This is a genomic window from Roseomonas sp. SRI_022 (assembly GCF_057586215.1).
In genome coordinates, this window is record NZ_JBYCZL010000029.1 from 16,829 (window position 1) to 41,837 (window position 25,009).

General features: G+C 69.6%; 27 protein-coding genes. 11 read left to right on the forward strand and 16 right to left on the reverse strand.

The window, feature by feature from the left end; genetic code table 11:
* Window positions 1–174 precede the first annotated feature (174 nt).
* Complete coding sequence (gene ykgO / locus AC2YHJ_RS22810) at window positions 175–300, forward strand: type B 50S ribosomal protein L36 (RefSeq protein WP_137125466.1); 126 nt, start codon at window positions 175–177, stop codon at window positions 298–300.
* Between the two features lie 63 nt (window positions 301–363).
* Here ykgO and AC2YHJ_RS22815 read toward each other — a convergent pair whose 3' ends face one another.
* Window positions 364–747 (reverse strand): hypothetical protein, encoded by a 384-nt coding sequence (locus AC2YHJ_RS22815; RefSeq protein ID WP_487398481.1) that lies wholly within the window; start codon window positions 745–747, stop codon window positions 364–366.
* A gap of 127 nt (window positions 748–874) precedes the next feature.
* Between AC2YHJ_RS22815 and AC2YHJ_RS22820 the strand changes: the two genes are divergently transcribed.
* The 3 genes from AC2YHJ_RS22820 to AC2YHJ_RS22830 are packed head-to-tail and all read left to right on the forward strand — an operon-like array spanning window position 875 to window position 4,145.
* Window positions 875–2,314 carry an FAD-linked oxidase C-terminal domain-containing protein gene (locus AC2YHJ_RS22820; RefSeq protein WP_487398482.1) on the forward strand — a complete coding sequence of 480 codons (1,440 nt, stop codon included), beginning with the start codon at window positions 875–877 and terminating at the stop codon, window positions 2,312–2,314.
* Window positions 2,311–3,483: a glycolate oxidase subunit GlcE gene (gene glcE / locus AC2YHJ_RS22825; protein ID WP_487398483.1), complete on the forward strand. Its 1,173-nt coding sequence runs from the start codon at window positions 2,311–2,313 to the stop codon at window positions 3,481–3,483. Before AC2YHJ_RS22820 ends, glcE begins: the two co-directional genes overlap by 4 nt.
* Window positions 3,484–3,530: 47 nt before the next feature.
* On the forward strand, window positions 3,531–4,145 hold the full coding sequence (locus tag AC2YHJ_RS22830) for a hypothetical protein (RefSeq protein ID WP_487398484.1): 615 nt from the start codon (window positions 3,531–3,533) through the stop codon (window positions 4,143–4,145).
* A gap of 5 nt (window positions 4,146–4,150) precedes the next feature.
* On the opposite strand, the gene AC2YHJ_RS22835 is transcribed toward AC2YHJ_RS22830, so the two are convergent.
* Complete coding sequence (locus AC2YHJ_RS22835) at window positions 4,151–4,519, reverse strand: hypothetical protein (RefSeq protein ID WP_487398485.1); 369 nt, start codon at window positions 4,517–4,519, stop codon at window positions 4,151–4,153.
* A gap of 124 nt (window positions 4,520–4,643) precedes the next feature.
* Between AC2YHJ_RS22835 and AC2YHJ_RS22840 the strand changes: the two genes are divergently transcribed.
* Together AC2YHJ_RS22840 and AC2YHJ_RS22845 are read left to right on the forward strand one after the other, a co-directional pair.
* A complete protein-coding gene (locus AC2YHJ_RS22840) occupies window positions 4,644–5,717 on the forward strand; it encodes a tartrate dehydrogenase (RefSeq protein ID WP_487398486.1) in 1,074 nt (357 codons plus the stop codon).
* A gap of 148 nt (window positions 5,718–5,865) precedes the next feature.
* The gene (locus tag AC2YHJ_RS22845; RefSeq protein ID WP_487398487.1) at window positions 5,866–6,105 is read left to right on the forward strand and encodes a hypothetical protein; all 240 of its coding nucleotides are present in this window, start codon (window positions 5,866–5,868) and stop codon (window positions 6,103–6,105) included.
* Between the two features lie 31 nt (window positions 6,106–6,136).
* Here the strand turns inward: AC2YHJ_RS22845 and cuyB are convergent, their stop codons facing one another.
* On the reverse strand, window positions 6,137–6,844 hold the full coding sequence (gene cuyB, locus AC2YHJ_RS22850) for a cysteate racemase (protein ID WP_487398488.1): 708 nt from the start codon (window positions 6,842–6,844) through the stop codon (window positions 6,137–6,139).
* Window positions 6,841–7,602: a sulfite exporter TauE/SafE family protein gene (locus tag AC2YHJ_RS22855; protein ID WP_487398489.1), complete on the reverse strand. Its 762-nt coding sequence runs from the start codon at window positions 7,600–7,602 to the stop codon at window positions 6,841–6,843. The genes cuyB and AC2YHJ_RS22855 overlap by 4 nt, the downstream gene beginning before the upstream one ends.
* Window positions 7,603–7,675: 73 nt before the next feature.
* On the opposite strand from AC2YHJ_RS22855, the gene AC2YHJ_RS22860 reads away from it, so the two are divergent.
* Complete coding sequence (locus tag AC2YHJ_RS22860; RefSeq protein WP_487398490.1) at window positions 7,676–8,506, forward strand: sulfite exporter TauE/SafE family protein; 831 nt, start codon at window positions 7,676–7,678, stop codon at window positions 8,504–8,506.
* Between the two features lie 18 nt (window positions 8,507–8,524).
* Here AC2YHJ_RS22860 and AC2YHJ_RS22865 read toward each other — a convergent pair whose 3' ends face one another.
* The 4 genes from AC2YHJ_RS22865 to AC2YHJ_RS22880 form a co-directional block, all read right to left on the reverse strand.
* Window positions 8,525–10,153 (reverse strand): long-chain-fatty-acid--CoA ligase, encoded by a 1,629-nt coding sequence (locus AC2YHJ_RS22865; RefSeq protein ID WP_487398491.1) that lies wholly within the window; start codon window positions 10,151–10,153, stop codon window positions 8,525–8,527.
* A gap of 96 nt (window positions 10,154–10,249) precedes the next feature.
* On the reverse strand, window positions 10,250–13,321 hold the full coding sequence (locus AC2YHJ_RS22870) for an efflux RND transporter permease subunit (protein WP_487398492.1): 3,072 nt from the start codon (window positions 13,319–13,321) through the stop codon (window positions 10,250–10,252).
* A 10-nt stretch (window positions 13,322–13,331) separates the two neighbouring features.
* Window positions 13,332–14,414 carry an efflux RND transporter periplasmic adaptor subunit gene (locus tag AC2YHJ_RS22875; RefSeq protein ID WP_487398493.1) on the reverse strand — a complete coding sequence of 361 codons (1,083 nt, stop codon included), beginning with the start codon at window positions 14,412–14,414 and terminating at the stop codon, window positions 13,332–13,334.
* 72 nt (window positions 14,415–14,486) lie between these two features.
* Window positions 14,487–15,119 (reverse strand): TetR/AcrR family transcriptional regulator, encoded by a 633-nt coding sequence (locus AC2YHJ_RS22880; protein ID WP_487398494.1) that lies wholly within the window; start codon window positions 15,117–15,119, stop codon window positions 14,487–14,489.
* A gap of 177 nt (window positions 15,120–15,296) precedes the next feature.
* On the opposite strand from AC2YHJ_RS22880, the gene AC2YHJ_RS22885 reads away from it, so the two are divergent.
* Together AC2YHJ_RS22885 and AC2YHJ_RS22890 are read left to right on the forward strand one after the other, a co-directional pair.
* On the forward strand, window positions 15,297–15,713 hold the full coding sequence (locus AC2YHJ_RS22885) for a rhodanese-like domain-containing protein (protein ID WP_487398495.1): 417 nt from the start codon (window positions 15,297–15,299) through the stop codon (window positions 15,711–15,713).
* Between the two features lie 42 nt (window positions 15,714–15,755).
* Window positions 15,756–16,223, forward strand: a complete 468-nt coding sequence (locus tag AC2YHJ_RS22890; RefSeq protein ID WP_487398496.1) for a DUF3237 domain-containing protein — start codon at window positions 15,756–15,758, stop codon at window positions 16,221–16,223.
* A 41-nt stretch (window positions 16,224–16,264) separates the two neighbouring features.
* On the opposite strand, the gene AC2YHJ_RS22895 is transcribed toward AC2YHJ_RS22890, so the two are convergent.
* The 3 genes from AC2YHJ_RS22895 to AC2YHJ_RS22905 form a co-directional block, all read right to left on the reverse strand.
* Complete coding sequence (locus AC2YHJ_RS22895) at window positions 16,265–17,227, reverse strand: Bug family tripartite tricarboxylate transporter substrate binding protein (RefSeq protein WP_487398497.1); 963 nt, start codon at window positions 17,225–17,227, stop codon at window positions 16,265–16,267.
* 254 nt (window positions 17,228–17,481) lie between these two features.
* Window positions 17,482–18,156 carry an amino acid ABC transporter permease gene (locus AC2YHJ_RS22900; protein ID WP_487398528.1) on the reverse strand — a complete coding sequence of 225 codons (675 nt, stop codon included), beginning with the start codon at window positions 18,154–18,156 and terminating at the stop codon, window positions 17,482–17,484.
* 5 nt (window positions 18,157–18,161) lie between these two features.
* Window positions 18,162–18,842: an amino acid ABC transporter permease gene (locus AC2YHJ_RS22905; RefSeq protein ID WP_487398498.1), complete on the reverse strand. Its 681-nt coding sequence runs from the start codon at window positions 18,840–18,842 to the stop codon at window positions 18,162–18,164.
* Window positions 18,843–18,907: 65 nt separating this feature from the next.
* On the opposite strand from AC2YHJ_RS22905, the gene AC2YHJ_RS22910 reads away from it, so the two are divergent.
* A complete protein-coding gene (locus AC2YHJ_RS22910; RefSeq protein WP_487398499.1) occupies window positions 18,908–19,492 on the forward strand; it encodes a hypothetical protein in 585 nt (194 codons plus the stop codon).
* A gap of 8 nt (window positions 19,493–19,500) precedes the next feature.
* Here AC2YHJ_RS22910 and AC2YHJ_RS22915 read toward each other — a convergent pair whose 3' ends face one another.
* Window positions 19,501–20,241 (reverse strand): amino acid ABC transporter ATP-binding protein, encoded by a 741-nt coding sequence (locus AC2YHJ_RS22915; protein WP_487398500.1) that lies wholly within the window; start codon window positions 20,239–20,241, stop codon window positions 19,501–19,503.
* Window positions 20,241–21,080: a transporter substrate-binding domain-containing protein gene (locus tag AC2YHJ_RS22920; protein ID WP_487398501.1), complete on the reverse strand. Its 840-nt coding sequence runs from the start codon at window positions 21,078–21,080 to the stop codon at window positions 20,241–20,243. The genes AC2YHJ_RS22915 and AC2YHJ_RS22920 overlap by 1 nt, the downstream gene beginning before the upstream one ends.
* Window positions 21,081–21,223: 143 nt before the next feature.
* On the opposite strand from AC2YHJ_RS22920, the gene AC2YHJ_RS22925 reads away from it, so the two are divergent.
* Window positions 21,224–21,436, forward strand: coding sequence for a hypothetical protein (locus AC2YHJ_RS22925; protein WP_487398502.1), 213 nt, complete (start codon window positions 21,224–21,226; stop codon window positions 21,434–21,436).
* Here AC2YHJ_RS22925 and AC2YHJ_RS22930 read toward each other — a convergent pair.
* The 3 genes from AC2YHJ_RS22930 to AC2YHJ_RS22940 are packed head-to-tail and all read right to left on the reverse strand — an operon-like array spanning window position 21,424 to window position 25,001.
* Window positions 21,424–22,107 (reverse strand): NUDIX hydrolase, encoded by a 684-nt coding sequence (locus tag AC2YHJ_RS22930; protein ID WP_487398503.1) that lies wholly within the window; start codon window positions 22,105–22,107, stop codon window positions 21,424–21,426. The genes AC2YHJ_RS22925 and AC2YHJ_RS22930 overlap by 13 nt on opposite strands.
* On the reverse strand, window positions 22,100–22,912 hold the full coding sequence (locus tag AC2YHJ_RS22935) for a nitroreductase family protein (RefSeq protein WP_487398504.1): 813 nt from the start codon (window positions 22,910–22,912) through the stop codon (window positions 22,100–22,102). Before AC2YHJ_RS22935 ends, AC2YHJ_RS22930 begins: the two co-directional genes overlap by 8 nt.
* Window positions 22,913–22,949: 37 nt before the next feature.
* The gene (locus tag AC2YHJ_RS22940; protein WP_487398505.1) at window positions 22,950–25,001 is read right to left on the reverse strand and encodes an acetate--CoA ligase family protein; all 2,052 of its coding nucleotides are present in this window, start codon (window positions 24,999–25,001) and stop codon (window positions 22,950–22,952) included.
* Window positions 25,002–25,009 lie beyond the last annotated feature (8 nt).

Sequence of the window (25,009 nt, forward strand, 5' to 3'; positions counted from 1 at the left end):
CTTTGACCCCGTCGATCCGACCAGCAGCCCTTCGCCCGTCGCCGGACCGGCGAATTTGTCCAAAACCGACATTTCCGCCCGAGATAAAATCTTAAAAACCTAAAGTGCCGCCCCTCCGCCGAGGTTGACGCCCGCGCCGCCCCCCCCTAGAAGCGCCCCCTCACGAGGTAAGCCATGAAGATCCGTAATTCCCTGAAGACCGCCAAGACCCGCGACAAGAACTGCGTGCTCGTGCGCCGCCGTGGTCGCGTCTACGTGATCAACAAGAAGAATCCGCGCCTGAAGGCCCGCCAGGGCTGATCCCGCGCCGGGGGTTGCCCCGGCGGTCATGCGTTTGGATGAAGGGGGGCTCGGCCCCCCTTGCTATTTGGACGGTGCGGCGCCGCCCCCGCTTGGGGTCAGGGTTTCCGTACCGACGCCGCCGCCCTGACCCTGCGTCCAGGTGCCGACCAGTTGCCCGTCCGGCTGCACGGCATAGGCGACGACCCCGATATCCCGCCCGGCGAGATACCCGACCACCAGCAGCGGTCCCTGCGGGATCAGCAGCCCGACGCCGGTCGCAGTGTCCCCGGCGACGCGCCAGGTGACGCGCCAGGTGTTCTGCCCGCTCGACTGCATCTGCAACGTGCCGGTGTAGCGCTGGCCATCGGGCGTCTGTCCCGCAACGGCGTAGCTGCCCTGGCGCTGCGCGGCGGCCGGTCCGGCGAGGCCGACGGCCAGCAGCGCGGCGAGAAAAATTCTGTGCATCCGCCACCCTCCGCACCGCGCGAAGGCGCCGGCGCCGCCCGGCAGCGTGAACGCAGCCATGACGCCACGCAATGCTTGCCGCGCCGCCCCTCGATGCGCATGTTCCGCCCATCGGAGGAATGCCGCCGTGATCGCCCTGCCAGCCCCGAAGCCTGAGATCCTCGCCCGCCGCGCCGAGATCGTCGCCGCCCTGTCCGCCATCGTGCCGGGCGATGGCGTGATCAGCGAACCGATCCGCCTCAAGCCCTATGAGACGGATGGGCTTGCGGCCTATCGCCAGGTGCCGCTCGTGGTGGTGCTGCCGCGCACGACGGAACAGGTGGCCGCCGTGCTGCGGTATTGCCATGAGACTGGCGTCCGCGTGGTGCCGCGCGGCGCCGGCACGTCGCTGTCGGGCGGCGCGTTGCCGCTCGCGGATGCGGTCGTCATCGGCCTGATGCGGATGAACCGGATCCTCGAGATCGATCTCGACGATCGCCTCGCCGTGGTCGAGGCCGGCGTCACGAATATCGGCATTACCAATGCCGTTGCCGGCGATGGCTTCTTCTATGCGCCCGATCCGTCGAGCCAGCTCGCCTGCATGATCGGCGGCAATGTGATGATGAACTCGGGCGGCGCGCATTGCCTGAAATACGGTGTGACCGCGAACAACCTGCTCGGCGTGAAGTTCGTCACGATCGAGGGCGATGTCATCGACATCGGCGGCGCCCATCTCGATGCCGCGGGCTATGACTGGCTTGGCCTGATCACCGGGTCCGAAGGTCAGCTCGGCATCGTCACCGAAGTCACCGTGCGCATCCTGCGCGGGCCCGAGGGCGCGCGCGCCATGCTCGCGGCCTTCAAGGGCACCGAGATCGCGGGTGCAGCGGTCGATGCCATCATCGGGTCCGGCATCATCCCGGTGGCGCTGGAATTCATGGACAAGCCCTGCATCCATGCCTGCGAGGCCTTCGCCCATGCCGGCTATCCGCTGGATGCCGAGGCGATGCTGATCATCGAGGTCGAAGGCAGCACCGCCGAGCAGGACGAGTTGCTGTCCCGCATCAAGGCGATCTGCGAGCGCTTCGATCCGATCAGCCTGAAGGTCGCCGAATCCGCCGAGCAGTCCCTGGCCATCTGGAAAGGCCGCAAGGGCGCCTTCGGTGCGGTGGGGCGCATCAGCCCCGACTACCTCTGCATGGATGGCACCATCCCGACCTCCGAACTGCCCTTCGTGCTGAAGCGCATCGGGGAGATGAGCACGCAGTACGGCCTCGGCGTCGCCAACGTCTTCCACGCCGGCGACGGCAACCTCCATCCGCTGATCATGTTCGATGCCAATGACGCGGAATCCTTCCGCAAGGCGGAGGCCTTCGGCGGTGACATCCTGAAGCTCTGCGTCGAGGTCGGCGGCTGCCTGACCGGCGAGCACGGCGTCGGCGTCGAGAAGCGCGACTTGATGACGGTGCAGTTCACCGCGCGTGAGCTGGACCAGCAGCGCGCTATCAAGACCGCCTTCGACCCGCAATGGCTGCTGAACCCATCCAAGGTCTTCCCGTTGCAGGACATGCCGATGGCAGCGGAATGAGCGCCTCCCTCTCACCGCCGGACGAAGCGGGGATCGCGGCGGCGGTCGCCGCCGCCCATGCCGCTCGCGAGCCGATCGCCGTCGAGGGCCATGGCTCCAAGCGCGGCCTGCTGCGCCCGGTGCAGGCGGCGCGCACCATCTCGACGCGCAACCTGACCGGCATCACGCTGTATTCCCCGGCGGAACTCGTCATCTCGGCACGCGCCGGCACGCCGATGCCCGAGATCGAGGCCGCGCTGGCCGAGAAGGGCCAGCACCTGATCGCCGAGCCGCCCGACACCCGGGCGATCTTCGGGGCCAGCGAGCCAGCCACGCTCGGCGGCATCGTGGCAGCGAACCTGTCCGGGCCGCGCCGCATCGCCTGGGGCGCGATGCGCGACCACATCCTCGGCATCCGCTTCGTGAACGGGGCGGGGGAAGTGCTGCGCTCCGGCGGGCGCGTGCTGAAGAACGTCACCGGGCTCGACCTGTGCAAGCTGCTCGCGGGGTCCTACGGCACGCTTGGCGTGATGACGGAGATCACGCTGAAGGTGCTGCCGGCGCCTGAGGCGACCGCCACGCTGCTGGTCCAGGTGCCGGACATCGAGGCGGGCGTCCGCGCCGTCTCGGCCGGCCTCGCCAGCCCTTTCAGCGTGACCGGTGCGGCGGTGCTGCCTGGACGCCCGGTCCTTGCAGCGCTGCGGCTTGAGGATTTCGCACCGTCCGTGACCTATCGCGCGGGCCGCCTGCAGGAATCGCTGGCGGCCTTCGGCCCCGTTTCCCTGCTGGAGGGCGAGGCGAGCCGCGACTTCTGGCGGGAGGTGCGCGATGCGGCGCCCCTCGCCGCGCAGATGGGGGAGGCGGTCTGGCGCGTCTCCGTCAGGCCCTCCGCCGGGCCTGGCGTCGCGCGTGCGGCCGCGGCGCTGGGTGGCCGGGCGCTGCTCGACTGGGGTGGCGGCCTGATCTGGGTCGCGGCGCCCGCGACCTCGGCGACGCATGACGCGCTGGCCGCCGCGGCGGTCGCCTCCGGCGGCACCTGCACGCTGTTCCATGCGCCGGAGGACCTGCGCCTGGCCGTCGCGGTACTGCCGGAGGAATCGGCCCCGCTCGCCGCCATTGGTCGGCGCGTGAAGGCAGCGCTGGATCCCGCCGGGATCCTCAATCCGGGGCGGATGCGCGCCGGCAGCTGAAGGCGGGGCTGGTCATACCGCAACCTTGGCGTGCAAGACTGCGCGGCATGTCACGCCTCCTCCACTTCCTGGGCATCGTCGCCACGCTGACCCTGCCCATGCCAGCCCTGGCCCAAGTGGCGGGCGACCACATCGACGTCACGGCGGTGACCGTGGAAGGGACGAACCCGCAGGAATGCGGCAGCCGGGTCGCCCGGCTGGCGGAACAGTCGCGCGTGCTGTCGCTCGCGACCTCGCCGCCCTACGACCTCGCGCCCGGGCTGCGGACCTTCTACGACCACGTGCTGCGCCTGGATTCGAATGGCGAGCTGAGTTCCACCGCGCAGCTCAGCACCATCTACGTCGCGGGCTACACCGGCGCGGGCGAACCGGTGCAGCGAGCGGTCTCCCCCTTCGTGCGGGTCGAGGTGGCCCGGCCGGCGGGCACGCCGGGCGATGCGCCGTCGCGTATCTCGATCTCCTGGCTCTGGCTGCAGCGCCTGGCGCACAGCAATGATCCGGCCGGACGGGTGGTCGAGCGCCCCTTCCTCCATCGCTTCGACTTCGTGGGAGAGGTGGCGACCACCTACGGCACCTGGGGGCAGGCCATCGCGCCGTGCCGCACCGGCACCGACGGGCGCTGGTTCGGCGCGGTCACGGTCTGGACCTATCTGCCGCCCTGAGAGGCCTATCCGCCGGCTTCCCGCAGGGCGAATTGGGCCTTGCCCTCGGCTTCCAGCGTGGCGCGGCGGGCATCGACCTGCCGCTGCACCGAATCCCGGTCGCTGCGGCTGTAGCGATAGGCGCGGCAGGCGCCGTTCCATTCCGTGACGGCGGCGTTGAAGGCCTGCACCTGGCCCTGCTTGGCGCTGCGCATCTCGGGCCGTGCCGCTTCGATGCGGATGTCGTTGAACATGCACCAGCGCAGCTCGGCGCGGCTCAGTGTCCGCTCATTGCCGCCATTGGCGGGCTTCGTTTCGGTCAGGTCGTCCGAACAGGCGCCGAGCGCCAGCCCAAGCCCCAGCAGAAGCGGCGCGATCGCGCGGCGGTATCCCATCCCGGCAGTCCTTATCGCCTTGGTCGTGACCGCCGCACTATGCCACCAGGCCGCGCGGCGGCGCAGTGACCTTGCGCTCGTCCGGCGCACCCGTAGGGTGCGGCCGGTTCACGAGGAGGCGCCCATGGCCCAACGGAAGCACCGCATCGCCGTCATCCCCGGCGATGGCATCGGCAAGGAAACCACGCCCGAGGGGCTGCGGGTGCTCGACGCCGCCGCGCGCCGCTTTGGCTTCGAGCTAGAGCTGACGCATTACGATTGGTCCTGCGAGACCTATGCCCAGACCGGCAAGATGATGCCCGATGACGGGATGGACCGGCTGAAGGACAGCGACTCCATCTTCCTCGGCGCGGTGGGTTGGCCGGGGGTGCCGGACCATGTCTCGCTGTGGGGCCTGCTGATCCCGATCCGCCGGCAATTCGACCAGTATGTCAGCCTGCGGCCGTGCAAGCTGCTGCCGGGGTCGAAGTCGCCGCTCGCCAACCGCGGGCCGGAGGACATCGATTTCTACGTGGTGCGCGAGAACACCGAGGGCGAGTACAGCAGCATCGGCGGGCGGATGTTCCCCGGCACGGATCGCGAATTCGTCTCCCAGCAATCGGTGCTGACGCGCATCGGCTGCGACCGCATCATGAAATACGCCTTCGAGCTGGCCATGACGCGCAAGCGACGGAAGGTGACCTCGGCGACCAAGTCGAACGGCATCACCTTCACCATGCCCTATTGGGACGAACGCTTCGCCGAGATGGCGAAGAACTACCCCGAGGTGACGACGGACCAGTTCCACATCGACATCCTCTGCGCCCATTTCGTGCAGCACCCGGATTGGTTCGACGTGGTGGTTGGGTCGAACCTGTTCGGCGACATCCTGTCGGACCTCGGCCCGGCAGTGGCGGGGTCGATCGGCATCGCGGCGAGCGCCAACATCAACCCGGAGAAGGTCTTCCCGTCGATGTTCGAGCCGGTGCACGGGTCCGCGCCCGACATCGCCGGCAAGTTCATCGCCAACCCGATCGGTCAGATCTGGTCCGGCGCGATGATGCTGGAGCATCTGGGTGAGAAGGAGGCCGCTGCGGCCGTCGTCTCGACCATCGAGAAGCTGCTCGCCGAGGGCGGCCCGCGCACCCGCGACATGGGCGGGCAGGCCGGCACCCTCGATGTCGGCAAGGCGATCGCGGAAGCCGTCGCGCGGGCGTGAGGGACCGCGTCGTCGCTTTGGGAATGCGCCGCCCGGCGCATTCCCGACGGTCTGTGATCCCGCGATGACTTGAACCCGCGCGGAACAGGGGCTACCTTTTCCGTCTCTTGCGAGTGACTCGCAATTGGATTCCCTCGGAGGTGGCCGCATGGGCCAGGACTTCAGCCATATCGCGCGGCGTTGCGAACGGGCCGTGGTGACGGCCTATCGTGAACTGCGTGAGCAGGGCTCGGCGGATTTCAGTGCCTTTGGGGCCTGCACCGCGCTGTATCGCATCCACCATCCGGAATCCTCGGTGAATGAGGCACGGCGCCTCGTGGCGGAATGGATCGACCACCACATCGTCCGCGCCGAAACTGGGCCTACTGACGGCTGCAATTGCGACTAATTCGCAATATGGGCAGACGATAGCCGCCCGGTCAGCCCGCCGGCTTCGCCCAGGCAATCGCCGCGCGCGCTAGCGCATCGATGGTGTCCGCGACCGGGAAGGGCAGCGCCGGCCCCGCCGAGATGCCGAGCGGAATCTCCGTGCAACCCAGCACCACCGCCCTTGCGCCGCGCTCGATCAGCCGACGCGCCATCTCGGCCAGCGGGGCGTAGGATTCGGCGATGCGGTTGGCCTTCACGAGCTCGATCGCCGGCATGACGATGCGAGACTGCTCCTCCTCGGACGGCACCAGGCAGTCATAGCCGCGCGCGGACAGCCGGTCCTGGTACAGCCGCATCGCGAGCGTCCCGCTGGTCGCCAACAGCCCGACCGGCCCGGGTGGCACGCGCAGGCGCAGCAACTCATCTGCGGCGGCGTGGACGATGTGCAGGATGGGCAGGCGGGTCGCGTCCTGCATCGCCTCGAACCAGCCATGGGCGGTGTTGCAGGGGATGACGATGGCGCCGCAGCCAGCGGCCTCCAGGCCGCGTATGCCGCGCAGCAGCCAGGGCAGGGGATCCTCCCCGCCCGACAGGCGCGCGGCGGTGCGGTCGGGCACGCGCGGGTCGGACCAGAGGATGGACGGGATGTGGTCCTGGTCCCGATCCGCCGGGGTCAGCAGCGTCAGCCGTTGCATGAAGGTCGCCCCCGCCAGCGGCCCCATGCCGCCCAGCACGCCGAGAATCCGCGCATTGGTCATGCGAACACCCCATCCCAGGTCAGCTTCACGCCGGTCAGCAGCAGAAGCGCGTAGAGCAGCTTGTAGAACAGCGCATCCGGCACGTGCTTCTGCAACCAGATGCCAAGATAGACGCCCACCGGCGCCAGCGGCAGCAGCACCAGCGATGTCGAAAGGTTCGCCGCCGAGAGGTTCCCCAGCAGGAAATAGGGGATCAGCTTCACGTAGTTCACGATGCCGAAGAACACGACGGTGGTCGCCGCCATCACCTGGCGGTCGAGCCGGCGCGGATACATGTAGATCGCCAGCGGCGGCGACCCGGCATGGGCGATGGTGCTGGTGAAGCCCGAGGCCGCCGCGCAGATCGCGCCCTTGACCGGGTCATGCGGCGCGGCCGGCGGTGCCGTGCGGTGCCGCGCCAGCCACAGCGTGCGCGCCAGGAACACCAGCGTCGTCACCCCCACCATCGCCTTGATGGCGCGGTCCGAGAACAGGGAGAAGGCGAGGCCGCCGATCAGGATGCCGACCAGCGCGCCGGGGACCAGCACGCGCATCTCCCGCTTGTCCCACTTGCCCCACCAGGCCTTGAGCCCCGAGACATCCATGGCGCAGAGCAGCGGCAGCGCGATGCCGGCGGCGATGGGCGCGGGCACCGACAGCGCCATCAGCGGCACGAGCAGGTTGCCCGCGCCGCCCGCGAAGCCGCCCTTGCTGATGCCGGTGATCAGCACGGCCGGGATGGCCAGGACGTAGAACCAGGGATCGGTCAGGAAGGGCAAGGCGGGGTGACGCTGGATGGGTCAGCGTGTATGCCACGCCCTCCGCCCCGCGCCCATCCCGGACCTGCTTGACATGGAACATCTCAACGACCCCGCTTGGCTTCTGAGCATGGCGGCCGCGATGGCGGCGACCGGTCTCGTCTCGGGAACGCTGGCGGGGCTGCTCGGCGTCGGCGGCGGCATCGTCATCGTGCCGATTCTGTTCGCCGTCTTCCCGCTGTTCGGCATTCCGGAAAGCATCCAGATGAAGCTGGCGGTGGCGACATCGCTCGCCACCATCATCCCCACCTCGATCCAGTCGGCACGCAAGCACTACGCGAAGGGGGCGATCGACGTGGCGCTGCTGCGCTCCATCTGGCCGTCGATGCTGGCGGGCGTGGCGCTTGGAACCTTCCTCGCCGTCTATGTGCGGGGGGAGGGGCTGACCGCGGTCTTCGCCCTCGTCGCGCTGATGGTCGCGCTGAACATGGGCTTCACCGGGGTGGACTTCAAAATCACCGACAGCGTTCCGGCCGGCCCGCCGCGCCAGGCGATCGGCCTCGGCATCGGGTCGGTCAGCGCCATGATGGGGATCGGCGGCGGTACGCTTGGCGTGCCCATCCTGTCGATGTTCGGCGCGCCCATCCGCTCGGCGGTCGCGACCGCGTCGGTCTTCGGGCTGATCATCTCCATCCCGGCGACGATCGGCTTCATCTGGGGCGGGTGGAGCGACCCGCGGACGCCGCCCTGGTCGATCGGCTACGTCAACCTGGTCGGCTTCGCGCTGATCGCGCCGAGCTCGATCCTGGCCACGCCCTGGGGCGTGCACCTGGCGCACACCATTCCGCCGATCTGGCTGAAGCGGGCCTTCGCGGCCTTCCTGCTGGTGACCAGCCTCAGCATGTTCTGGAAGCTATTCGCCTGATCGCGGGCCGCCGCCGGCCTATCCCGGCGGGCGGTGGTCCTTGAACATGTCGCGCAGCTTCGTCTTCAGGATCTTCCCCGTCGCGGTGTGCGGGATCTCGTCCACCACCACGAGATCGTCGGGCAGCCACCATTTTGCGACCTTGTCGGCGAGGAAGTCGCGCATCCTGGGCAGGTCCGGGGACGGCTCGCCAGGCTTCATGACCAGGATCAGCAGCGGCCGCTCATCCCATTTCGGATCCTTCATGGACACCACAGCCGCCTCGGCGACGCCAGGATAGCCGACCGCGGCATTCTCGAGCGCGATGGAGGAGATCCATTCGCCGCCGGACTTGATTACGTCCTTCGAGCGGTCGGTGATTTCCATGAATCCGTTCTCGTCCATGGTCGCGACGTCGCCGGTGTCGAAGAAGCCGTTCTCGTCGAGGATCTCCTCCTCCTCGCGCCGGAAGTAGCGGCGGGAGATGGCCGGGCCCTTCACCTTCAACCGGCCGAAGGTCTTGCCGTCCCAGGGCAGTTCCCTGCCGTCGTCGTCGGTGATCTTCATCTCGACCGTATAGGGCGGCGTGCCCTGCTTGGCCTGCAGGCGCAGCATATCCTCGCCGGTCAGTTGCGCGACCTCCGGCTTCTTCGAGAACAGCGTGCCAACCGGCGAGAGTTCCGTCATGCCCCAGGCATGGCAGACATGGACGCCGTATCGTTCCTGATACGCCTTGGTGATTGCCGGCGGGCAGGCGGAGCCGCCGATCGCCACGCGGTTCATCGAATCGACGCGCGAGCCGGTGCTGTCGAGGTGCTGCAGCAGCATCATCCAGACCGTCGGCACGGCGGCGGAGAAGGTGACGCGCTCGCGCTCGATCATCTCATGCACCGATGCGCCGTCGAGCTTCGCGCCCGGCATGATCATCGCCGCGCCCACCATCGGCGCGCAGAGCGCGAGCGACCAGCCGTTGGCGTGGAACATCGGTACCACGGGCATCACGCGGTCCGACGCACTCAGGCCGAAGCAGTCCACCTGGTTGCAGGCCAGCGCGTGGATGACGTTGGACCGGTGCGAATAGACCACGCCCTTGGGATCGCCCGTGGTGCCCGAGGTGTAGCAGATGCCCGCCGCCGCATTCTCCTCGACCCTGGCCCAGGCGAAGTCGCCATCCGCCTCGGCGATCCAGTCCTCATAGGCGACGGCGTTGCGCAGCGTGGTCTGCGGCATGTGCGCGGCATCGGTCAGGATGACGAAGCGTTCGACCTGCGGCAGCCGGTCGGCCAGCGCCTGGATCATCGGCACGAAGGTCAGGTCGAGCATCAGGATGCGCGACCCGGCATGGCCCATGATCCAGGCGATCTGGTCGGGGAACAGGCGCGGATTGACTGTGTGGTAGACCGCGCCGGCGCCGGCGATGCCGTACCAGGCCTCCAGGTGCCGCCAGGTGTTCCAGGCGAGCGTCGCGACGCGGTCCCCCTGGCGGATGCCGTCCTTCACGAGGCGTTGGGCGACCCGCAGGGCGCGCCCGCGCAACGACGCGTAGTCCGTGCGATGGAAGGGGCCTTCCACGGACCGGCTGACGATGTCGCGCCGCGGATGCTGGGCGGCGGCGTGGTCCAGCACCGTGTGCATCAGCAGCGGCCAATCCTGCATCAGGCCAAGCATGGCGCATCCTTCCCCGCGTGGCCGGCCTTGGTGGCGGGCCTTCGTCGGGGGCAGGCTACACCGATTCAGGGGGGCGCCAGGAAGGGGCGCCGTGCCCTATTCCGCCGGCGCCAGGGCCAGGCCGTTCCCGGCCGCCACGCGCCGCCGCCAAGGCAGCGCCAGGGCGTAGAGGGCGGGTACCACCAGCAGGGTCGCGAGCGTGGCGAGCGACAGCCCGCCGATCATCGCGATCGCCATCGGCCCCCAGAACACCGACAGCGTCAGCGGCACGAAGGCCAGCACGGCGGCGAGCGCGGTCAGCAGCACCGGCCGCGTCCGCCGCACCGTGCTCTCGATGATGGCGGTCCGCAGCGGCTGTCCGGCCTCGAGGTCCTGGCGCACCTGGTCCACCAGGATCTGCGTGTTGCGCATCACCATCCCCGCCAGCGCGATGACGCCGAGAAGTGCGACGAAGCCGAAGGGCGCGCCCATCGCCAGCAGCGCGAAGGCCGCACCGGGGATGCCGAGCGGGGCGGTGACGAAGACCAGCGCCGTCCGTCCGAAATGCCGCAACTGCGCCATCAGCAGCATCAGCATGGCCGCGACCATCAGCGGGAAGATCGCGAAGAGCGCGGCATTGGCCTTGCCGGATTCCTCGGTCGCGCCGCCAGTCTCGATGCGCAGGCCGACCGGCAGGGCGTCGATCACCGGGCGCAGCCGTGCGGCCACCGCGGCCGAGACGTCCGGCCCCTGCAGGCCGGGTGCGACATCGGCGCGGATGGTGATGTAGGCCTCGCGGTTGCGGCGGAACAGGATGGGTTCCTCGGCATCCGGCACAAGCCGCGCGACCTGGGACAGCGGGACGGGGCCGGCCGGCGTGGCGAGCGACAGGTCGGCCAGCGTCTCCGTCGTCAGCCGTTCATCGGCGGGCGCGCGGAGCACGACATCGACCAGGCGGTTGCCCTCCCGGTACTGGGTCGCGGTTGCGCCGGTCAGCAGCAGTTGCAGGGAGGAGGCAACCTGCGCCGGCGACAGGCCAAGCTCGGCGACGCGCGCGCGATCGAGTTCCAGCCGCAGCGACGGCGCGCGCTCGCCCCAGGACAGGGACGCATCGCGCGTGCCGGGCGTCGCGCGGATCACCGCGAGCACATCCTCGGCGGCGCGCCGCAGGGCGGCCGGGTCGTCGCCATGCACGCGGAACTGCACCGGGTATCCGACCGGCGGCCCGAAATCGAGCCGCGAGACGCGCACCCGCGCCTCGGGCACCAGCCCGTCCTGCACCAGCGCCGTGATGCGTTCGCGCAGGCGCTCGCGGGCGGCGATGTCGCGCGCCTGGACGACCAGCTTGGCGAAGGCCTCGTTCGGCAAATCGGGGTTGAGGGCGAGGAAGAAGCGCGGCGATCCCTGGCCGAGATAGGTGGTCACCAGCCGCGCATCGGCGTCGCCGTCCAGCGCCTGTTCCAGCCGCCGCGCGGCGTCCAGCGTCGCACCAATGCCCGCCCCCTGGCGGAGGTTGATGTCCACCAGCAATTCGAGCCGTGCGGAGGTCGGGAAGAACTGCTTGCGCACCGCGCCCATCGCCGCGAAGCCGGCGACCATCACCAGCAGTGTCGCGCCGATCACGATGACGCGGTGATCCACCGCCCAGCCCACCACGCGCCGCAGCGCGCGGTATCCGCGCCCGTCATAGGCGTCGTGATGCGTGCCGGGCTTCGGGCTCGGCAGCAGCTTCACGCCGAGCCAGGGCGTGAACAGCACGGCGACGAGCCAGGAGGCGATCAGCGCGATGCCCACCACCCAGAAGATGCCGCCCGCATATTCACCGGCCGAGGACCGCGCGAAGCCGACCGGCAGGAAGCCAGCGACCGTCACCAGCGTGCCGGAGAGCATCGGCCCGGCGGTGGAAGTCCAGGCGAAGGTCGCCGCCTTGGCGCGCGTCCAGCCTTCCTCGAGCTTCACCACCATCGTCTCGATGGCGATGATCGCGTCATCCACCAGCAGGCCGAGCGAGAGGATCAGCGCGCCGAGCGTCACGCGCTCCAGCTCCATCCCCATCGCCTGCATCACCAGGAAGACGATGGCGAGCGTCAGCGGCACCGAGAGCGCGACGATGATCCCCGCGCGGAAGCCGAGGGAGAGAAAGGAGATCACCATCACCACGCCGAGCGCGGCGACGAATTTCAGCAGGAACTCCGACACGCTCTCCTGCACCACATGCGCTTGGTCGACGATCGGTGCGACGGTGATGCCGACCGGTGTGACGCGGGCCTGCGCCGCCATTGCCGCGGCGAGGTCCGTGCCGAGCGTCAGCACGTTGACGCCCGGCTGCTTGCCCACGGCGATCAGCACGGCCGGCTGCCCCCCCTGCCGGATGCCGGTCGAAGGCGGGTCGGCATAGCCGCGCGAGACCTCCGCGATGTCGCCGAGGCGCAGCGAACGGCCCTGGGCGGCGACCGGTACCTCGCGGATGGCGGCGAGGCCGTCGAAGCCGCCATCGACGCGCAGATGCAGCCGCGTCGCGCTGCCTTCCACCACGCCCGCCGGCGCGACCGGGTTGTGCCGTGCCAACGCATCGAGGATCGCCTGCGGCTGCACGCCCAGCGAGGCAAGCCGCGCATGCGCGACCTCGACATGGATGCGCTGGGGCTGCTCGCCGAAGATCTTCACCTTGTCCACGCCGGGCACGCGCAGCAGGCGGGCGCGGATCGTCTCGGCCTGGCGGATCAGCTCGGCATTCTCGGCACCGGTCACGGCATAGATCGCGGACCAGACGTCGGAATACTCGTCGTCGAAGAAGGGGCCCTGCACGCCGGCCGGCAGCGTGTGGCGGATGTCGCCGACCTTCTTGCGCACCTGGTACCACAACCCCTGCACCTCGCGCGGCGGCGTGGTGTCGCGCAGCACGACAGTCATCACCGCCTGGCCGGGACGGGTGAAGGTCTCGACGCGGTCGAGGAAGGGCAAGTCCTGCAGCCGGCTTTCGATCGGGTCGGCGACCTGGCGCTGCATCTCCTCGGCCGTCGCGCCGGGCCAGGCGGCGGTGACGACCATGACCTTGAGCGTGAAGCCCGGATCCTCCGCCCGGCCGAGCCGCAGATAGGCGAAGGCCCCGGCGGCCCCGAGCATGATGATCAGAAAGAAGGTGAGGGCGCCGTTCCGCACGCCCCAGTCGGACAGGTTGAAGCCCATGGCGGCGCGCTCAGCGCAGCGTCGCGGCGGCGCGGGTCTGCACGACCCGCACATTGGTAGCCGGGTCCAGCAGTTGCGGGCCAAGTGCGACGACCTTGTCGCCCTCGGCCAGCGCACCGCGCAGCGCGACCTGCGCCTCCCCGAGGCGCGCGACCTCCACCGGCACGGCGACGATCCGGCTGCCTTCGACCTTCCACACCATCGGCCCCTGGCCGCGGTCATGCAGCGCGGAGGCCGGCAGCAGCGCGACCGGGGCGGTCTCGGCACGCAGGCGAATCGTGCCGGTCATGCCGAGTGCGGCCCAATCCGGTGCCTCGGGCAGGGTGAAGCGCGCGGCATAGGTGCGCAGCGTCGTATCGGCCTGGGGGGCGACCTCCCGCAGCCGGGCGGCGATCGGCTCGCCGGGCCGCGCCCAGAGCACCGCCTCGGCGCGGCCGGCGGCGAGGTCGGGCAGGGCGCCTTCGGGCACCTGCACCAGCACTTCGCGCTCCGCCGGGTCGGCCATGCGCATCACCACCTGACCCTCGCCGACCACCTGGCCGGCCTCGGCCAGCAGGGCGGTGACGACGCCATCCGATGGTGCGCGCAGGATGGTGTGATCCAGGCGGTTGCGCGCCAGTTCCAGCGCCGCGCGGGCGGATTCGACGCGTTCCCCGGCGCTGCGCGCCGCGGTCTGGCGCTGTTCGTCAAACGCCGCGGCGACATGGCCGGCGGCCAGCAGGGTGCGCGAGCGGCCGGCATCGGCCAGCGCCCGGCGAGCCTCGGCCTCGGCGGCCGCGAGGTCGGCTTCGGCGGCGCGGACCGACAGCGCGATATCGGCGGGGTCGATCCGGGCGATTTCCTGCCCTGCCGTCACGCTGGCACCGACATCGACCAGCCGGACCTGGATGCGGCCGCCCGCGCGGAAGGCGATGTCGGCCTCCCGCCGGGCGCGGACAACGCCCGCGAAGGCGCGGGGTTGTTCGGCCGGTGCGTAGTGGATCTCGGCGACCTGGACGGGCTTGGGGCCCTCCGGCAGCGCGGCCTGGGGGGGCGCGTCGCGGCATCCGGCAAGCAGGGCGAGGGCGGCAATGGCGGGGAAGGGGACGCGCATGGCGGATCTCCTGGGATGGGCCAGGTTATCCGCGGTCAGTGATGAAAGTCAATAATCGTCAGTTATCAAAAATCAGGCGTCAGGCATCAATCCGCGGACCAGCAGGTCGAGCAACGATTCCAACTCCCCGGCCATCCGCACCTCATCGGTCAGGTTCTTGGCGAGCGCCTCAGCGATCAGCACCGGATGCATCCAGCACATCGTCGCCTGCTTGATCATGCGGGCCGTGGTGCTGGGCTCGAGGGCGGCGAACTCCCCTCGTGCGGCGCCATCCGCCAGCACCCGGGCAAGCGCGGCCTCGACCCGAGCGATGAAGCCAGCGATCACGCCCCAGTGCTCGCTCATGGCCGCGGTGACCATGTCGTGCATGCGCTTTTCCTTGAAGAACAGCGCCATGTGGCGGGCATGCAGCAGGCGCATCATGACGCGCAACCGGTCGGCCGCGGCACCGGGGCCATCGGCGATGGCCTCAAGGTCGCCGGCGACGCCTTCGAGCAGACGTTCGGCGATCGCCTCGTTGATCGCGCTTTTCGAGGCGAAGAAGCGATAGACGTTGGCCGGCGACATGCCGAGTTCGCGCGCGATGTCGGCCACCGCGGTCTTCTGGTAGCCCATGGTGCGGAACAGCGCCTCGGCGGTTTCGAGGATGCGGCTGCGCGTGGCCGCGGCGCGGTCTTCCTGCAGGGCCGGGGACGGGCGATTCATCTTCTGAAGAAATCCGTCAATCGTCAGAGCACATTAAGGCATGACCGCCTGCGATGGAAGCGATGACACGGCATTGATGCAGCGGCGTGCTGACGCTGGCCATGCCGATGTTGCGGTTGCTCTTGCTGCGCCGCGGGACCATTTTGCCATGTGAGATTCGCTGCAAGGAGCCGCATCGTGGCAGGCGTTCCGGATATCGGCCCCAAGGAAACCTGGACCTTCCTCTCCGAGGAGACGAACAGCGCGCTGGTGGATGTGCGCACGGATGCGGAGTGGAACTTCGTCGGCCTGCCGGATCTCACCACCATCGGCAAGCAGCCGGTGCTGATCCCCTGGCAGGTCTATCCGACCATGCAGATGAATGGACATTTCGCCGACCAGCTGCACAAGGCGGGGCTGACGCCGCTGCACAAGATCTTCTTCATCTGCCGGTCGGGCGCGCGTTCGCTGGCCGCCGGCCAAGCCGCGCAGGCAGCGGGCTTCCCGCATGCCTTCAACGTCGCCGATGGCTTCGAGGGGCCGGTCGATGGCGATGGCCATCGCGGCAATGTCGCTGGCTGGAAGGCCGACGGCCTGCCCTGGCGGCAGCGCTGAAGCGCGGGCATTCTCGGCCCATCGACCGATGGGGAGAACGCCATGACGCCGCTGCCGCTGACATCCGAGTTCCTGTTCCGCATCGCCCTGTCCGCCGGCGCGCCGCAGATGGCGGGCGCCACGCGCAACGGGGAACTCCGCGTCGTCCCGGTGACCGGCGGCACCGCCGAGGGGCCGCGCTTCAATGGTGAGGTGCTGCCCGGCACGGCGGGCGACTGGCTGCGCGTCGATGCCGATGGCACCGCGCATATGGATGTGCGGCTGACGCTGAAATCCACCACGGGCGGCATCGTCTACATGCACTACACCGGCCTGCGGCATGGACCGGCCGAGGTGCTGGCGCGGATGAACGGCGGGCAGCCGACCGACCCGTCCGAGTATTACTTCCGCACCGCCATCCGCTTCGAGACGGGGGCGCCGGAGCTCGCCTGGATGAACAAGGTGATCGCGGTCGGTGTCGGCCAGCGGCCGCCGAGCGGGCCGACCTACGACGTCTACGCCATCGCCTGACCGGCTGGTCCGGGGGAGGTCGGTCCCCCGGCCTGCCTGCGTCAGTTCCGCGGCACGTCCAGCCGGCTGAGGATCGGGCGCCATTGCTGGTCGGACCGCCTCAGGAATTCTGCGAAATCCTGCGGCGTCCCTCCGGCGAGGAACTGGCCCTCGGTGGTGAGCCTCTCGCGGATGCGCGCATCCTGCAGCGCATCGTTGGCCGCCGCATTCAGCCGTTGCACCAGTTCCGCCGGCGTCTGCGCGGGTGCCAGCATCCCGAACCAGGACAGCACGTCGAGCCCCGGCGCGAACTGCGCGATCGAAGGCACGTCGGGCGTCGATTCCACGCGCCGCGCGCTGGTCCAGGCGATCAGCCGTCCCTGGCCGTTCTGGTGCACCGGCCGCGCCGTGCCGCCGGCGACGATCAGCATGTCGAGGTCGCCGGCGAGGAAGGCTGCGAGCTGCGCCGAATCCCCGCGATAGGTCACGTCCTGCATGGTGATGCCGAGCCGTTCCATCACCATCAGCATCGCGACGTTGGTCAGCGTGGTCGGCCCGTTGGTGCCGTAGGTCATCTGCCCGGGGCGCGCCTTGGCGGCCGCCACCCAGGCCGGCACATCGACCGGCCCGCCATTCAGCCTGGTGATGATGCCGAAGGGGAAGGTTGTGGCCAGCATGACCGGGGCGAAATCCTCGACCTTGTAGGGCAGGTTCGGGATGATCACCGGATTGATGGTCAGCGTGGTGCCCGCGGCCATCAGCAGCGTGTGGCCGTCGGGTCGTGCGCGCGCGACGTATTCCGCGCCGATGATGGTGTTCGCGCCGGGCCGGTTCTCGACCTGCACGGTTTGGCCGAGCGTCGCCGTCATGCGTTCGGCCATCAGCCGGCTGACGATGTCGGTGCTGCCGCCCGGGGCGAAGGGGACGACGATGGTGACGGGGCGGGGCGTGCCCTGCGCGAAGGCGGGGGCGGGAAGCGCGACGAGCGCGCCGAGAAGCGGCCGGCGCCGGATGCGGAAGGTCATGGCGGCAGGATCCTGGACGTTGTTTCGCCCGCGTTCGATTGGCGCGGTCCGAGCCATCTTCGCCCGATCGGCGCTTGTTTGGAACCTTGGCACCCGATTGGATCGCGGCAGGCCGCGATCCGCGAGCGCAGGTGCGACCACGCCCAGACCGTCCTTTGGCCCCGCATGACAGCGCAGGGCGCGAAGGCCAGCCGGCCGGATGGCCGGTGCCCGCCGTCTGAGGGTTCAATCAAAGACTCAGCGATGACCGAAGGTCAGCGCCGCCCCGCCAGCTGCCGGTTCTCCAGCCGCGACAGCACCCGCACCACAGGCCAGAGGAGGATGAAATACACCACCGCGGCGGCCATGATCGGCGTCGCGTTGTAGGTGACGGATTGCGCCTGGCGCGCCTGGAACAGCAATTCCGGCAGCGCGACGACCGAGGCGATGGAGGTGAGCTTCACCACCTCCAGCGTGTTGGAGATGAGGTCCGGCAGCACGTTTCGCACCGCCTGCGGCAGCACGACATGGGCCATGGTCTGCGCACGTGTCAGCCCGGTGGACCGCGCGGCTTCCAACTGCCCGCGCGGCACGCTCTCGATGCCCGCGCGCAGGATCTCGCCGTAATAAGCGCCCGTGTTGAGGAAGAAGCCGATCGCAACGGCGCCCCAGGCGCCGACATCGATGCCGATGAAGGGCAGGCCCGCGAAAACGAAGATCAGCAGCACCAGCGGCGGCAGCGCGCGGAAGGTATCTACCCAGACGCGCAGCGGCCATTTGATCCACGGCGCGTGGAAGGTGGACAGCACCGCGATGATGATGCCGCCCAGCAGCCCCAGCGGCACGACCAGTGCCGAGAGCAGCAGCGTCGCCTGCAGCCCCTGCCACAGGATCGGCCAGGCTTCGGTGATGATCTGCCAGTTGAAGAAGGTGTCGAGAAAGACGTCCATCGCGGTCACCGCTTCCACGCGAAGCGTGTCTCGATCCAGCGGCCGAGCACGACGACGGGCAGGAACAGCACCAGATAGGCGATGGCCCCGAGGGTGAGCGGGGAGGGGTTGAAGGAGAAGGACACGCCCGCATTCGCCGCGCCCAGGATGTCCGGCACCGCGACGACGGAAGCAAGCGCGGTGCCCTTGGTGATGGCGATGGTCCGGTTGGTCAGCGGCGGGATGGTGATGCGCAGCGCCTGTGGCAGCACGACATAGGTCAGCGTCTGCACGAAGCCGAGCCCGGTCGAACGCGCCGCTTCCCACTGCCCCTTCGGCACGGATGTGATGCCGGCCCAGAAGATCTCCTCGGCGAAGGCCATCAGCACCAGGGTCAGCGCCAGCCAGGCGGCCACGAAGCCCGAAAGTTCCACCCCCGCATTGGGCAGGCCGAAGAACAGCAACACGATGATGACCAGCGGCGGCAGGGCGCGGAACAGATCGACGGTGAAGATGATCAGCCAGTTCAGCGGGCGGATGCCGAAAGCGCGCAGCAGCGCCAGCAGCAGGCCAAGGGCAAGCCCGGCTGCGATAATCAGGAGCGCCAGCACCACGGTCAGCCAGAAGCCCTCGATGATCTTGGGCAGATACTGCGCCATGACGCGCGCATTGAAGAAGCTGTCGGTGAAGCGGTCCCAGGCGGTCATGATGCGCGCCCTTCGGGGCGCGCCGCGCTATGATCGGACCAGGACCCGATGGAGGGAAACGCCGCATGCTTCCGCTGAAGACCACCACCCTCGCCGCCCTGGCCCTGCTGTGCGTCGCCGCCGGCCCGCCGCCGGAAGCCGAGCGCATGGTCCCGGGCGGGCGCGGTGGTTTCGTCAGCGACGGGGCCGATGGCTGCTGGCTGTGGGCGAGCGGCATCCGTGCCGGGGCGGAAGGCCTGACGGCGTCCTGGACCGGCCCCTGCCCGGACGGCCCGGCGGAAGGCCAAGGCCGGGCCGTGGTCACCTGGCGGGAGGACGGCAACGAACGCACGATGATCTACGAGGGCAGCCTGCGCCGGGGGAAGAACGAGGGTTCGGGCCGCCTCGTCATCACCGCCGGCAAGGAAACGCGGGTGGTGCAGGAAGGCACCTTCCGCGATGACCATTTCGTCTCGGGCCGGGTCGAATTCCCCTCGGCCGGGATCGTTTATGAGGGCGGCTGGTCGCTGGCGCATCCGAACGGGCGCGGGCGCCTCGTCATCCGCGGGCGCGTCGTCGAGGGCAATTGGGTCAATGGCTGCCTGCGCGGCCCGCAGGGCTTGTTCGCCTTCACCCGCCCCGTGCGTGAGTGCGAGGGGCTCGACACCTGAAGGCGGCATCAATGCCGCTCGATCTGGGAGATGAAGGCCCGGGTGCGGGCATGCTGCGGGTTCGCGAAAATCTCGCCGGGGATGCCTTCCTCGACGATCGTGCCGTCTGCCATGAACACCACGCGGTCGGCGGCGGCCTTGGCGAAGCCCATCTCATGGCTGACCACGACCATGGTCATGCCGTCCTCGCGCAATTCGCGCATCACCGCCAGCACGCCGCCGACAAGTTCGGGATCGAGCGCGCTGGTCGGTTCGTCGAACAGCATCACGCGGGGTTCGAGGGCGATGGCGCGCGCGATGGCGACGCGCTGCTGCTGCCCGCCTGACAATTGCAGCGGATAATGGTCGGCGCGGTCGGCCAGGTGCACCCGCTCCAGCGCCTTGCCCGCCTTCGCCTCGGCTTCCGCCCTGTTCATCCCCTGCACCTTGCGCAGCGCGAGCGCGACATTCCCGAGCGCCGTCATATGCGGGTAGAGGTTGAACGACTGGAACACCATGCCGATGCGCTGACGCGCCTTGTTGATGTCGGTCTTCGTATCGAGCATGTCGATGCCGTCCACCACCACCGAGCCGGAGGTCGGGTCCTCCAGCCGGTTCAGGCAGCGCAGCAGCGTGGACTTGCCCGACCCCGAGGGGCCGATCAGGAACACCAGCTCCTTCTCGGCCACGCGCAAGTCCACGCCCTTCAGGACATGCAGATGCCCGAAATGCTTGTGGACGCCGCGCGCCTCGACGATCGGGGTGGTCATTAGCCGCAATTCGGGTTCTGCGGCGTCGCGTCGTACCCCGGCAGGCCGGGCACGCCATAGCCGGGGAACTCGACGCGTTCCGCCTGGTCGGCGCCGGGGGCGCTGCCGAACCAGCGCTCGGACAGCCGTGCGACGGTGCCGTCGCGCTTCATGCAGACGATGATGTCCTCGACCTGGTTGCGCAACGCGCCGGAATCCTGGCGGAAGGGCGTGCCCCAGTGGAAGCGCGTGCCCGGCAGAACGAAGTCCGCGACATATTGTGGCGTGCGCGACGCCGAATATCGCACCACCGTGTTGCCTGACAGGTTCGCATAGGCGCGGCCCTGGATCACCGCCTGCGCCGCATCCGCCTGGCTGTCGAAGGCGAGCAGGGTGAGGTTCAGCCGCTCGCGGTTGTTGTTGACCCACTGCTCATAGGGCGTGCCCTTGTTCACGCTGATCGTCTTGCCGCGCAGGTCTTCCTCGGAGCGGATCGGCGGCGTGCCGCGCCGGATGCCGAACTGCAGCTCGGTCCACAGATAGCCTTCAGTGAACAGCAGCGCCTGGGCGCGTTCCGGCGTGACCGTGGTCGGCGCGCAGAGGAAATCGTAGCGCCCGGCATTGAGCGCCGGGATCAGGCCGGAGAAGGCGGCGCTGTCGATCACGATCTCACGGCCCATGCGGCGCGCGACCTCACGGAACAGGTCGATCTGGAAGCCCTGCACGCCCCCCTGGAGGTTGGGGAAGGCATGCGGCGCGAAGGTGCCATCGACGCCGCAGCGCAGCGGCGGCTGGGCCTGCGCGAAGGCGGGACCCGCGGCCATGGCCGAGAGAAGAGCGGCAGCAAGAAGCCTGCGCATCGTGAAACCTCCGTTGTTGTGCTGCGCAACATTTCCAGATGGCTGCCCTGCTGTCCATGCAGGGGCCGCCACAAAACCGCCTTGCGAACGTCCCGGTGGCGCCGCGCCGGGGGTGTTCAACTCACCCTCAAGGAGCAGCCCCCATGCCAGTCATTCCCATCACCCTGATCATCACCGGCTTCCTCGGCAACCTTTTGCTGGTCGCTTTGCTGATCGGCGATGCGACGGCGCCGGGGCGGGTGCCGCTGGCGGCGGCAGCGGTGCTGGCCCTGGGCGGGGCGGCGCTGATGCTGGGCGGCCTCGCGCTGCTCGAACCGCGGCGCGAGCGCCGCGATACCGCCGATCACCTCTCGTGATGCCGGTTGTCCATCCCACGGAATACAACCAACGGTCGTGACGTCCGCGCGCGCGGCGTCATCTCCAACCAGTCGAGAAATTCCACCAGCACCTTGCCGGTGATGTCCGCCACGCGGTGGCGATGGGCCTGTTCCGGCGTGAACCAGCCGAGGCGTTCCAGTTCTCCCGACCCGGCGATCTCGCCATGCACGGCTTCCGCCGGGGCAGCGAGAAAGCGGGCGTTGAAGCGGATCGGCCGCCCGCCTGGCGTGACCGCGCGGCAGACATAATGAAGTGCGGCGAGGTCGGCGGCGACGCCGTCGCCCTGCCGTTCGCCCAGCACCAGGCCGGTCTCCTCGAACAATTCGCGCACAGCGGCGATGCCGATGGCGCGCGCGCGCCCGGATGTGGCGCGGCGTTCGAGCATGCGGCGGGCCGCGGAGTGCAACTCGGTGGCGGCGGGCTGGCGGTGGTCATCCGCATCGACGCGCCCGCCGGGGAACACCATCACATCTGGCATGAAGCGGTGCTTCGCGTGGCGCTGACCCATCAGCACCTCCGGCCCTGCGGGGCCGAGGCGCCAGACGATGAGGCTCGCCGCGTCACGCGGGCGGACGGTGCGGCGCGCATGGCCTTCCGTGTCCGCGCCGCCGGGATTGTCGGCCGCGGGGTGGTGGCGCGCGTCAGTCAAGCGCGAAGCCCCTCAGGCGCAGCCAGGTGCGGAAGCCGAAGCGCTCGGGCACCGACAACTGACGGGCCGAATTCTCCGACCAGGTGCAGCCCTCGGGCGCCGGCCCGTGCACCTCGGGATAGCGCGGCTTCTGCCTGGGCCGCAGCGCGTCATAGCCATCGAGCGCGGCGGGCAATCCGCTGTCGTCATAGGCCTCGCGATGGATCACGACGGAGGGCGGCAACCGTGGTGTCGGCTCGTTGCGCGCCTCAGGCCAGCCGAGTGTCAACCCGGCGACCGGATAGACGCCCTCCGGCAGGCGAAACAGCGGGCCGACCTTCTCGATATGGCTGCGGACGTAGGAGATCGGGCAGGTGCCCAGGCCCGCGGCATCGGCGGCGGATATCGCCATGCCCATCGCCAGCGCCGCATCGACCGCGGTGTTGAGGAAGGTGTCCATGTTGTTGTTGGCATGCGCGCGGCCGTGGCGTGCGCAGGCCTGCTGCCCACGCCGCATGTCACCGCAGAACAGCAGCAGCACCGGCGCGTCCTTGATCCACGGCATGGTGCCGATCCAATCGGCCACCTTCGCGATCTTCGCCTTGTCACGCGTGACGATAATGGAGAACTGCTGCAGGTCCGATTTGGACGGCGCCGATTGCGCCGCGGCGAGGACGGTTTCCAGCAGCGGATCGGCGACATCCTCCGCCCGGTAGCGCCGCGTCACGCGGCGGTCGAGCAGCGCGGCGAGCGCCGGCGGGATCTCCGCCGGCGGTTCGAAGGGCAGGGCGCCGTAGCGGGCACGGATCAGGTCGGCGGGGGTCATGGCGACAGCGTGGCATCCAACCGGCCGGCCGGGAAGGTCAGGCACGGACCACCCAGGCATCGGCGACGGTAACGCCCTGGCCCTCGGCATGGATGATCAGCGGGTTGATCTCCGCCTCCGACACTTCGGGTAGCGCAGCGAGGCGGGAGACCGCCACGATCGCCCGCGCCAGCGCTTCGAGGTCGCCTTTCGGCAGCCCGCGCCAGCCGGCGAGCGGCTTCAGCCCCTTCACCTCCCCGATCATGGCGCGTGCCTCGGCCTCGGTGACCGGGGCGCAGCGCAGGGCGGTGTCGCGGTGCAGCTCGGCCATCACGCCGCCGGCGCCGACCAGCACCATGGGGCCCGTCTCCGGGTCGCGTCGGAAGCCGAGGATCGCCTCGGCGAGCCCCTTCGCCATGGGCTGCACGAGGAAACCCGTGATGGTGGCCTGCGGTGCCTTCGCCTTCACCCGCGCGAGCATGTCCGCCGCTGCGGCCTTGAGTGCTGCGGCATCGGGAATATTCAGCGCGACGCCGCCGACTTCCGTCTTGTGAGCGAGGTCGGGCGACAGGATCTTGAGCGCAACCGGAAAGCGCATCCCCTCCGGCACCGCGTCGGGCGTCGCCATGGTGGCAGTGCCGCCGGGCAGACCGAGCGCGGCGAACAGCGCCCGCGCATCGGCCTCATCCGGCCGCGCCGGCAGGGTATGGGCCAGGGCGGCGGCGGCCGGCACGGCGCGCGGTGCCTGCCAGTCGAGGAAAGCGCGGATGACGTCGGCGCAGGATTCTGGGGTGCGGAAGGCGGGGATGCCGGCTTCGCCCAGCATGCGCAGCGACACATCGGCCTGCGGCACCAGGAAGGCCGCGACGGGCTTCTCCAGCCCGGACGTCGCCGCGCCCAGGATGCCGGCGACCGCATCGTGCGGCCGGAACTGCGCGGACGACCCGATCACCGACAGCGCGAGGTCGGTATCCGGATCGGCGGCGAGTGCCGAGAGCGCCGCCTGCACCTTGTCCGCCCGCGTGCCGGCCAGCGTCACGTCGATCATCCGGCCATGATGCGGCAGCCCGGCGGCCTTGAGGCCCGCCACGGCGGTTTCGTCCGGCGCGCGCGTCTCGATGCCCGCTACGCCGAGCGCATCCACCGCCATCGCGCCGCCGCCGCCCGTCGTCGTCATCACGGACACGGCGCGCTTCGGCGCGGCAATCGGCCTGCGGCCGATGAACAGGGCAGGGGCTTCGAGCAGTGCTTCGATCATCGTGACGCGCGGGATGCCATTGGCGCGGAAGAAGGCGTCGGCTGCGGCGTCCGACCCGGCCAGCGCACCGGTATGGCTGTTGGCGAGCTCCGCCCCGAAAGAGGAGCGGCCGAGCTTGTAGGCGATGATCGGCTTGCCGGCCGCATGCGCGCGCCGCGCGGCTTCGGCGAGCAGGTCGGCGCGGCGGATCGCTTCGAGGAACAGCAGGATCGCATCGACTTGCGGATCGTCCACCAGCATCCCGGCGATTTCGGATGCGGTCAGATCGGCCTCGTTGCCGGTGCTGATCAGGTGAGAGAAACCGAGCCCGCGCGCCGCCCCGCGCGCCATGATCGCGCCGAGCATCGAGCCCGACTGCGACACCAGGGCGAGCCGCCCGGCCGGCAGGCTCTCGGCTTCCAGCGCCGCATTAACCGAACAGGCAGTGCGCGAATTGAGGTTGATCAACCCCATCGAATTCGGCCCGAGGATGCGTACACCCGCGGCCTTGGCGGTGGCCAGCAGCCGCGCCTGCCGCGCCTGGCCCTCAGGGCCGGCCTCGGCGAAGCCATCGGCGAGGATGGCGGCGACCGGAATGCCCTTGGCCGCGACATCGGCGATGACGCCTTCGACATGTTCCGTGGCGAGCAGCAGATAGGCGAGATCGACCGGGCCGGGGATGTCTGCGATCGACGCGTAGGATTTCTCGCCGAGCACAGTCTCGGCGCGAGGATTCACCGGGTAGAGATCGCCGTCGAAGCCGTGCTTGCGCAGATAGACCTGGGCGCGCGCCGTAAGCCGCGCCGGATCCGTCGAGGCGCCGACCAGCGCGATGCGGCGGGGATTGAGCAGGGCAGGGGCGAGGGCGGTCATATGGCGGT

Bases quoted from the DNA above. Each gene is read 5' to 3' on its own strand.
- AC2YHJ_RS22905 (WP_487398498.1), bottom strand. From the start codon at position 18,842: ATGACCGCCTGGGACCGCTTCACCGACAGCTTCTTCAATGCGCGCGTC.
- ykgO (WP_137125466.1), top strand. From the start codon at position 175: ATGAAGATCCGTAATTCCCTGAAGACCGCCAAGACCCGCGACAAGAAC.
- AC2YHJ_RS22890 (WP_487398496.1), top strand. From the start codon at position 15,756: ATGACGCCGCTGCCGCTGACATCCGAGTTCCTGTTCCGCATCGCCCTG.
- AC2YHJ_RS22935 (WP_487398504.1), bottom strand. From the start codon at position 22,912: ATGACCCCCGCCGACCTGATCCGTGCCCGCTACGGCGCCCTGCCCTTC.
- AC2YHJ_RS22835 (WP_487398485.1), bottom strand. From the start codon at position 4,519: ATGGGATACCGCCGCGCGATCGCGCCGCTTCTGCTGGGGCTTGGGCTG.
- cuyB (WP_487398488.1), bottom strand. From the start codon at position 6,844: ATGACCAATGCGCGGATTCTCGGCGTGCTGGGCGGCATGGGGCCGCTG.
- AC2YHJ_RS22860 (WP_487398490.1), top strand. From the start codon at position 7,676: ATGGAACATCTCAACGACCCCGCTTGGCTTCTGAGCATGGCGGCCGCG.
- AC2YHJ_RS22840 (WP_487398486.1), top strand. From the start codon at position 4,644: ATGGCCCAACGGAAGCACCGCATCGCCGTCATCCCCGGCGATGGCATC.
- AC2YHJ_RS22915 (WP_487398500.1), bottom strand. From the start codon at position 20,241: ATGACCACCCCGATCGTCGAGGCGCGCGGCGTCCACAAGCATTTCGGG.
- AC2YHJ_RS22910 (WP_487398499.1), top strand. From the start codon at position 18,908: ATGCTTCCGCTGAAGACCACCACCCTCGCCGCCCTGGCCCTGCTGTGC.
- AC2YHJ_RS22925 (WP_487398502.1), top strand. From the start codon at position 21,224: ATGCCAGTCATTCCCATCACCCTGATCATCACCGGCTTCCTCGGCAAC.
- AC2YHJ_RS22900 (WP_487398528.1), bottom strand. From the start codon at position 18,156: ATGGACGTCTTTCTCGACACCTTCTTCAACTGGCAGATCATCACCGAA.
- AC2YHJ_RS22845 (WP_487398487.1), top strand. From the start codon at position 5,866: ATGGGCCAGGACTTCAGCCATATCGCGCGGCGTTGCGAACGGGCCGTG.
- AC2YHJ_RS22880 (WP_487398494.1), bottom strand. From the start codon at position 15,119: ATGAATCGCCCGTCCCCGGCCCTGCAGGAAGACCGCGCCGCGGCCACG.
- AC2YHJ_RS22940 (WP_487398505.1), bottom strand. From the start codon at position 25,001: ATGACCGCCCTCGCCCCTGCCCTGCTCAATCCCCGCCGCATCGCGCTG.
- AC2YHJ_RS22815 (WP_487398481.1), bottom strand. From the start codon at position 747: ATGCACAGAATTTTTCTCGCCGCGCTGCTGGCCGTCGGCCTCGCCGGA.
- AC2YHJ_RS22870 (WP_487398492.1), bottom strand. From the start codon at position 13,321: ATGGGCTTCAACCTGTCCGACTGGGGCGTGCGGAACGGCGCCCTCACC.
- AC2YHJ_RS22920 (WP_487398501.1), bottom strand. From the start codon at position 21,080: ATGCGCAGGCTTCTTGCTGCCGCTCTTCTCTCGGCCATGGCCGCGGGT.
- AC2YHJ_RS22865 (WP_487398491.1), bottom strand. From the start codon at position 10,153: ATGCTTGGCCTGATGCAGGATTGGCCGCTGCTGATGCACACGGTGCTG.
- AC2YHJ_RS22895 (WP_487398497.1), bottom strand. From the start codon at position 17,227: ATGACCTTCCGCATCCGGCGCCGGCCGCTTCTCGGCGCGCTCGTCGCG.
- AC2YHJ_RS22875 (WP_487398493.1), bottom strand. From the start codon at position 14,414: ATGCGCGTCCCCTTCCCCGCCATTGCCGCCCTCGCCCTGCTTGCCGGA.
- AC2YHJ_RS22830 (WP_487398484.1), top strand. From the start codon at position 3,531: ATGTCACGCCTCCTCCACTTCCTGGGCATCGTCGCCACGCTGACCCTG.
- glcE (WP_487398483.1), top strand. From the start codon at position 2,311: ATGAGCGCCTCCCTCTCACCGCCGGACGAAGCGGGGATCGCGGCGGCG.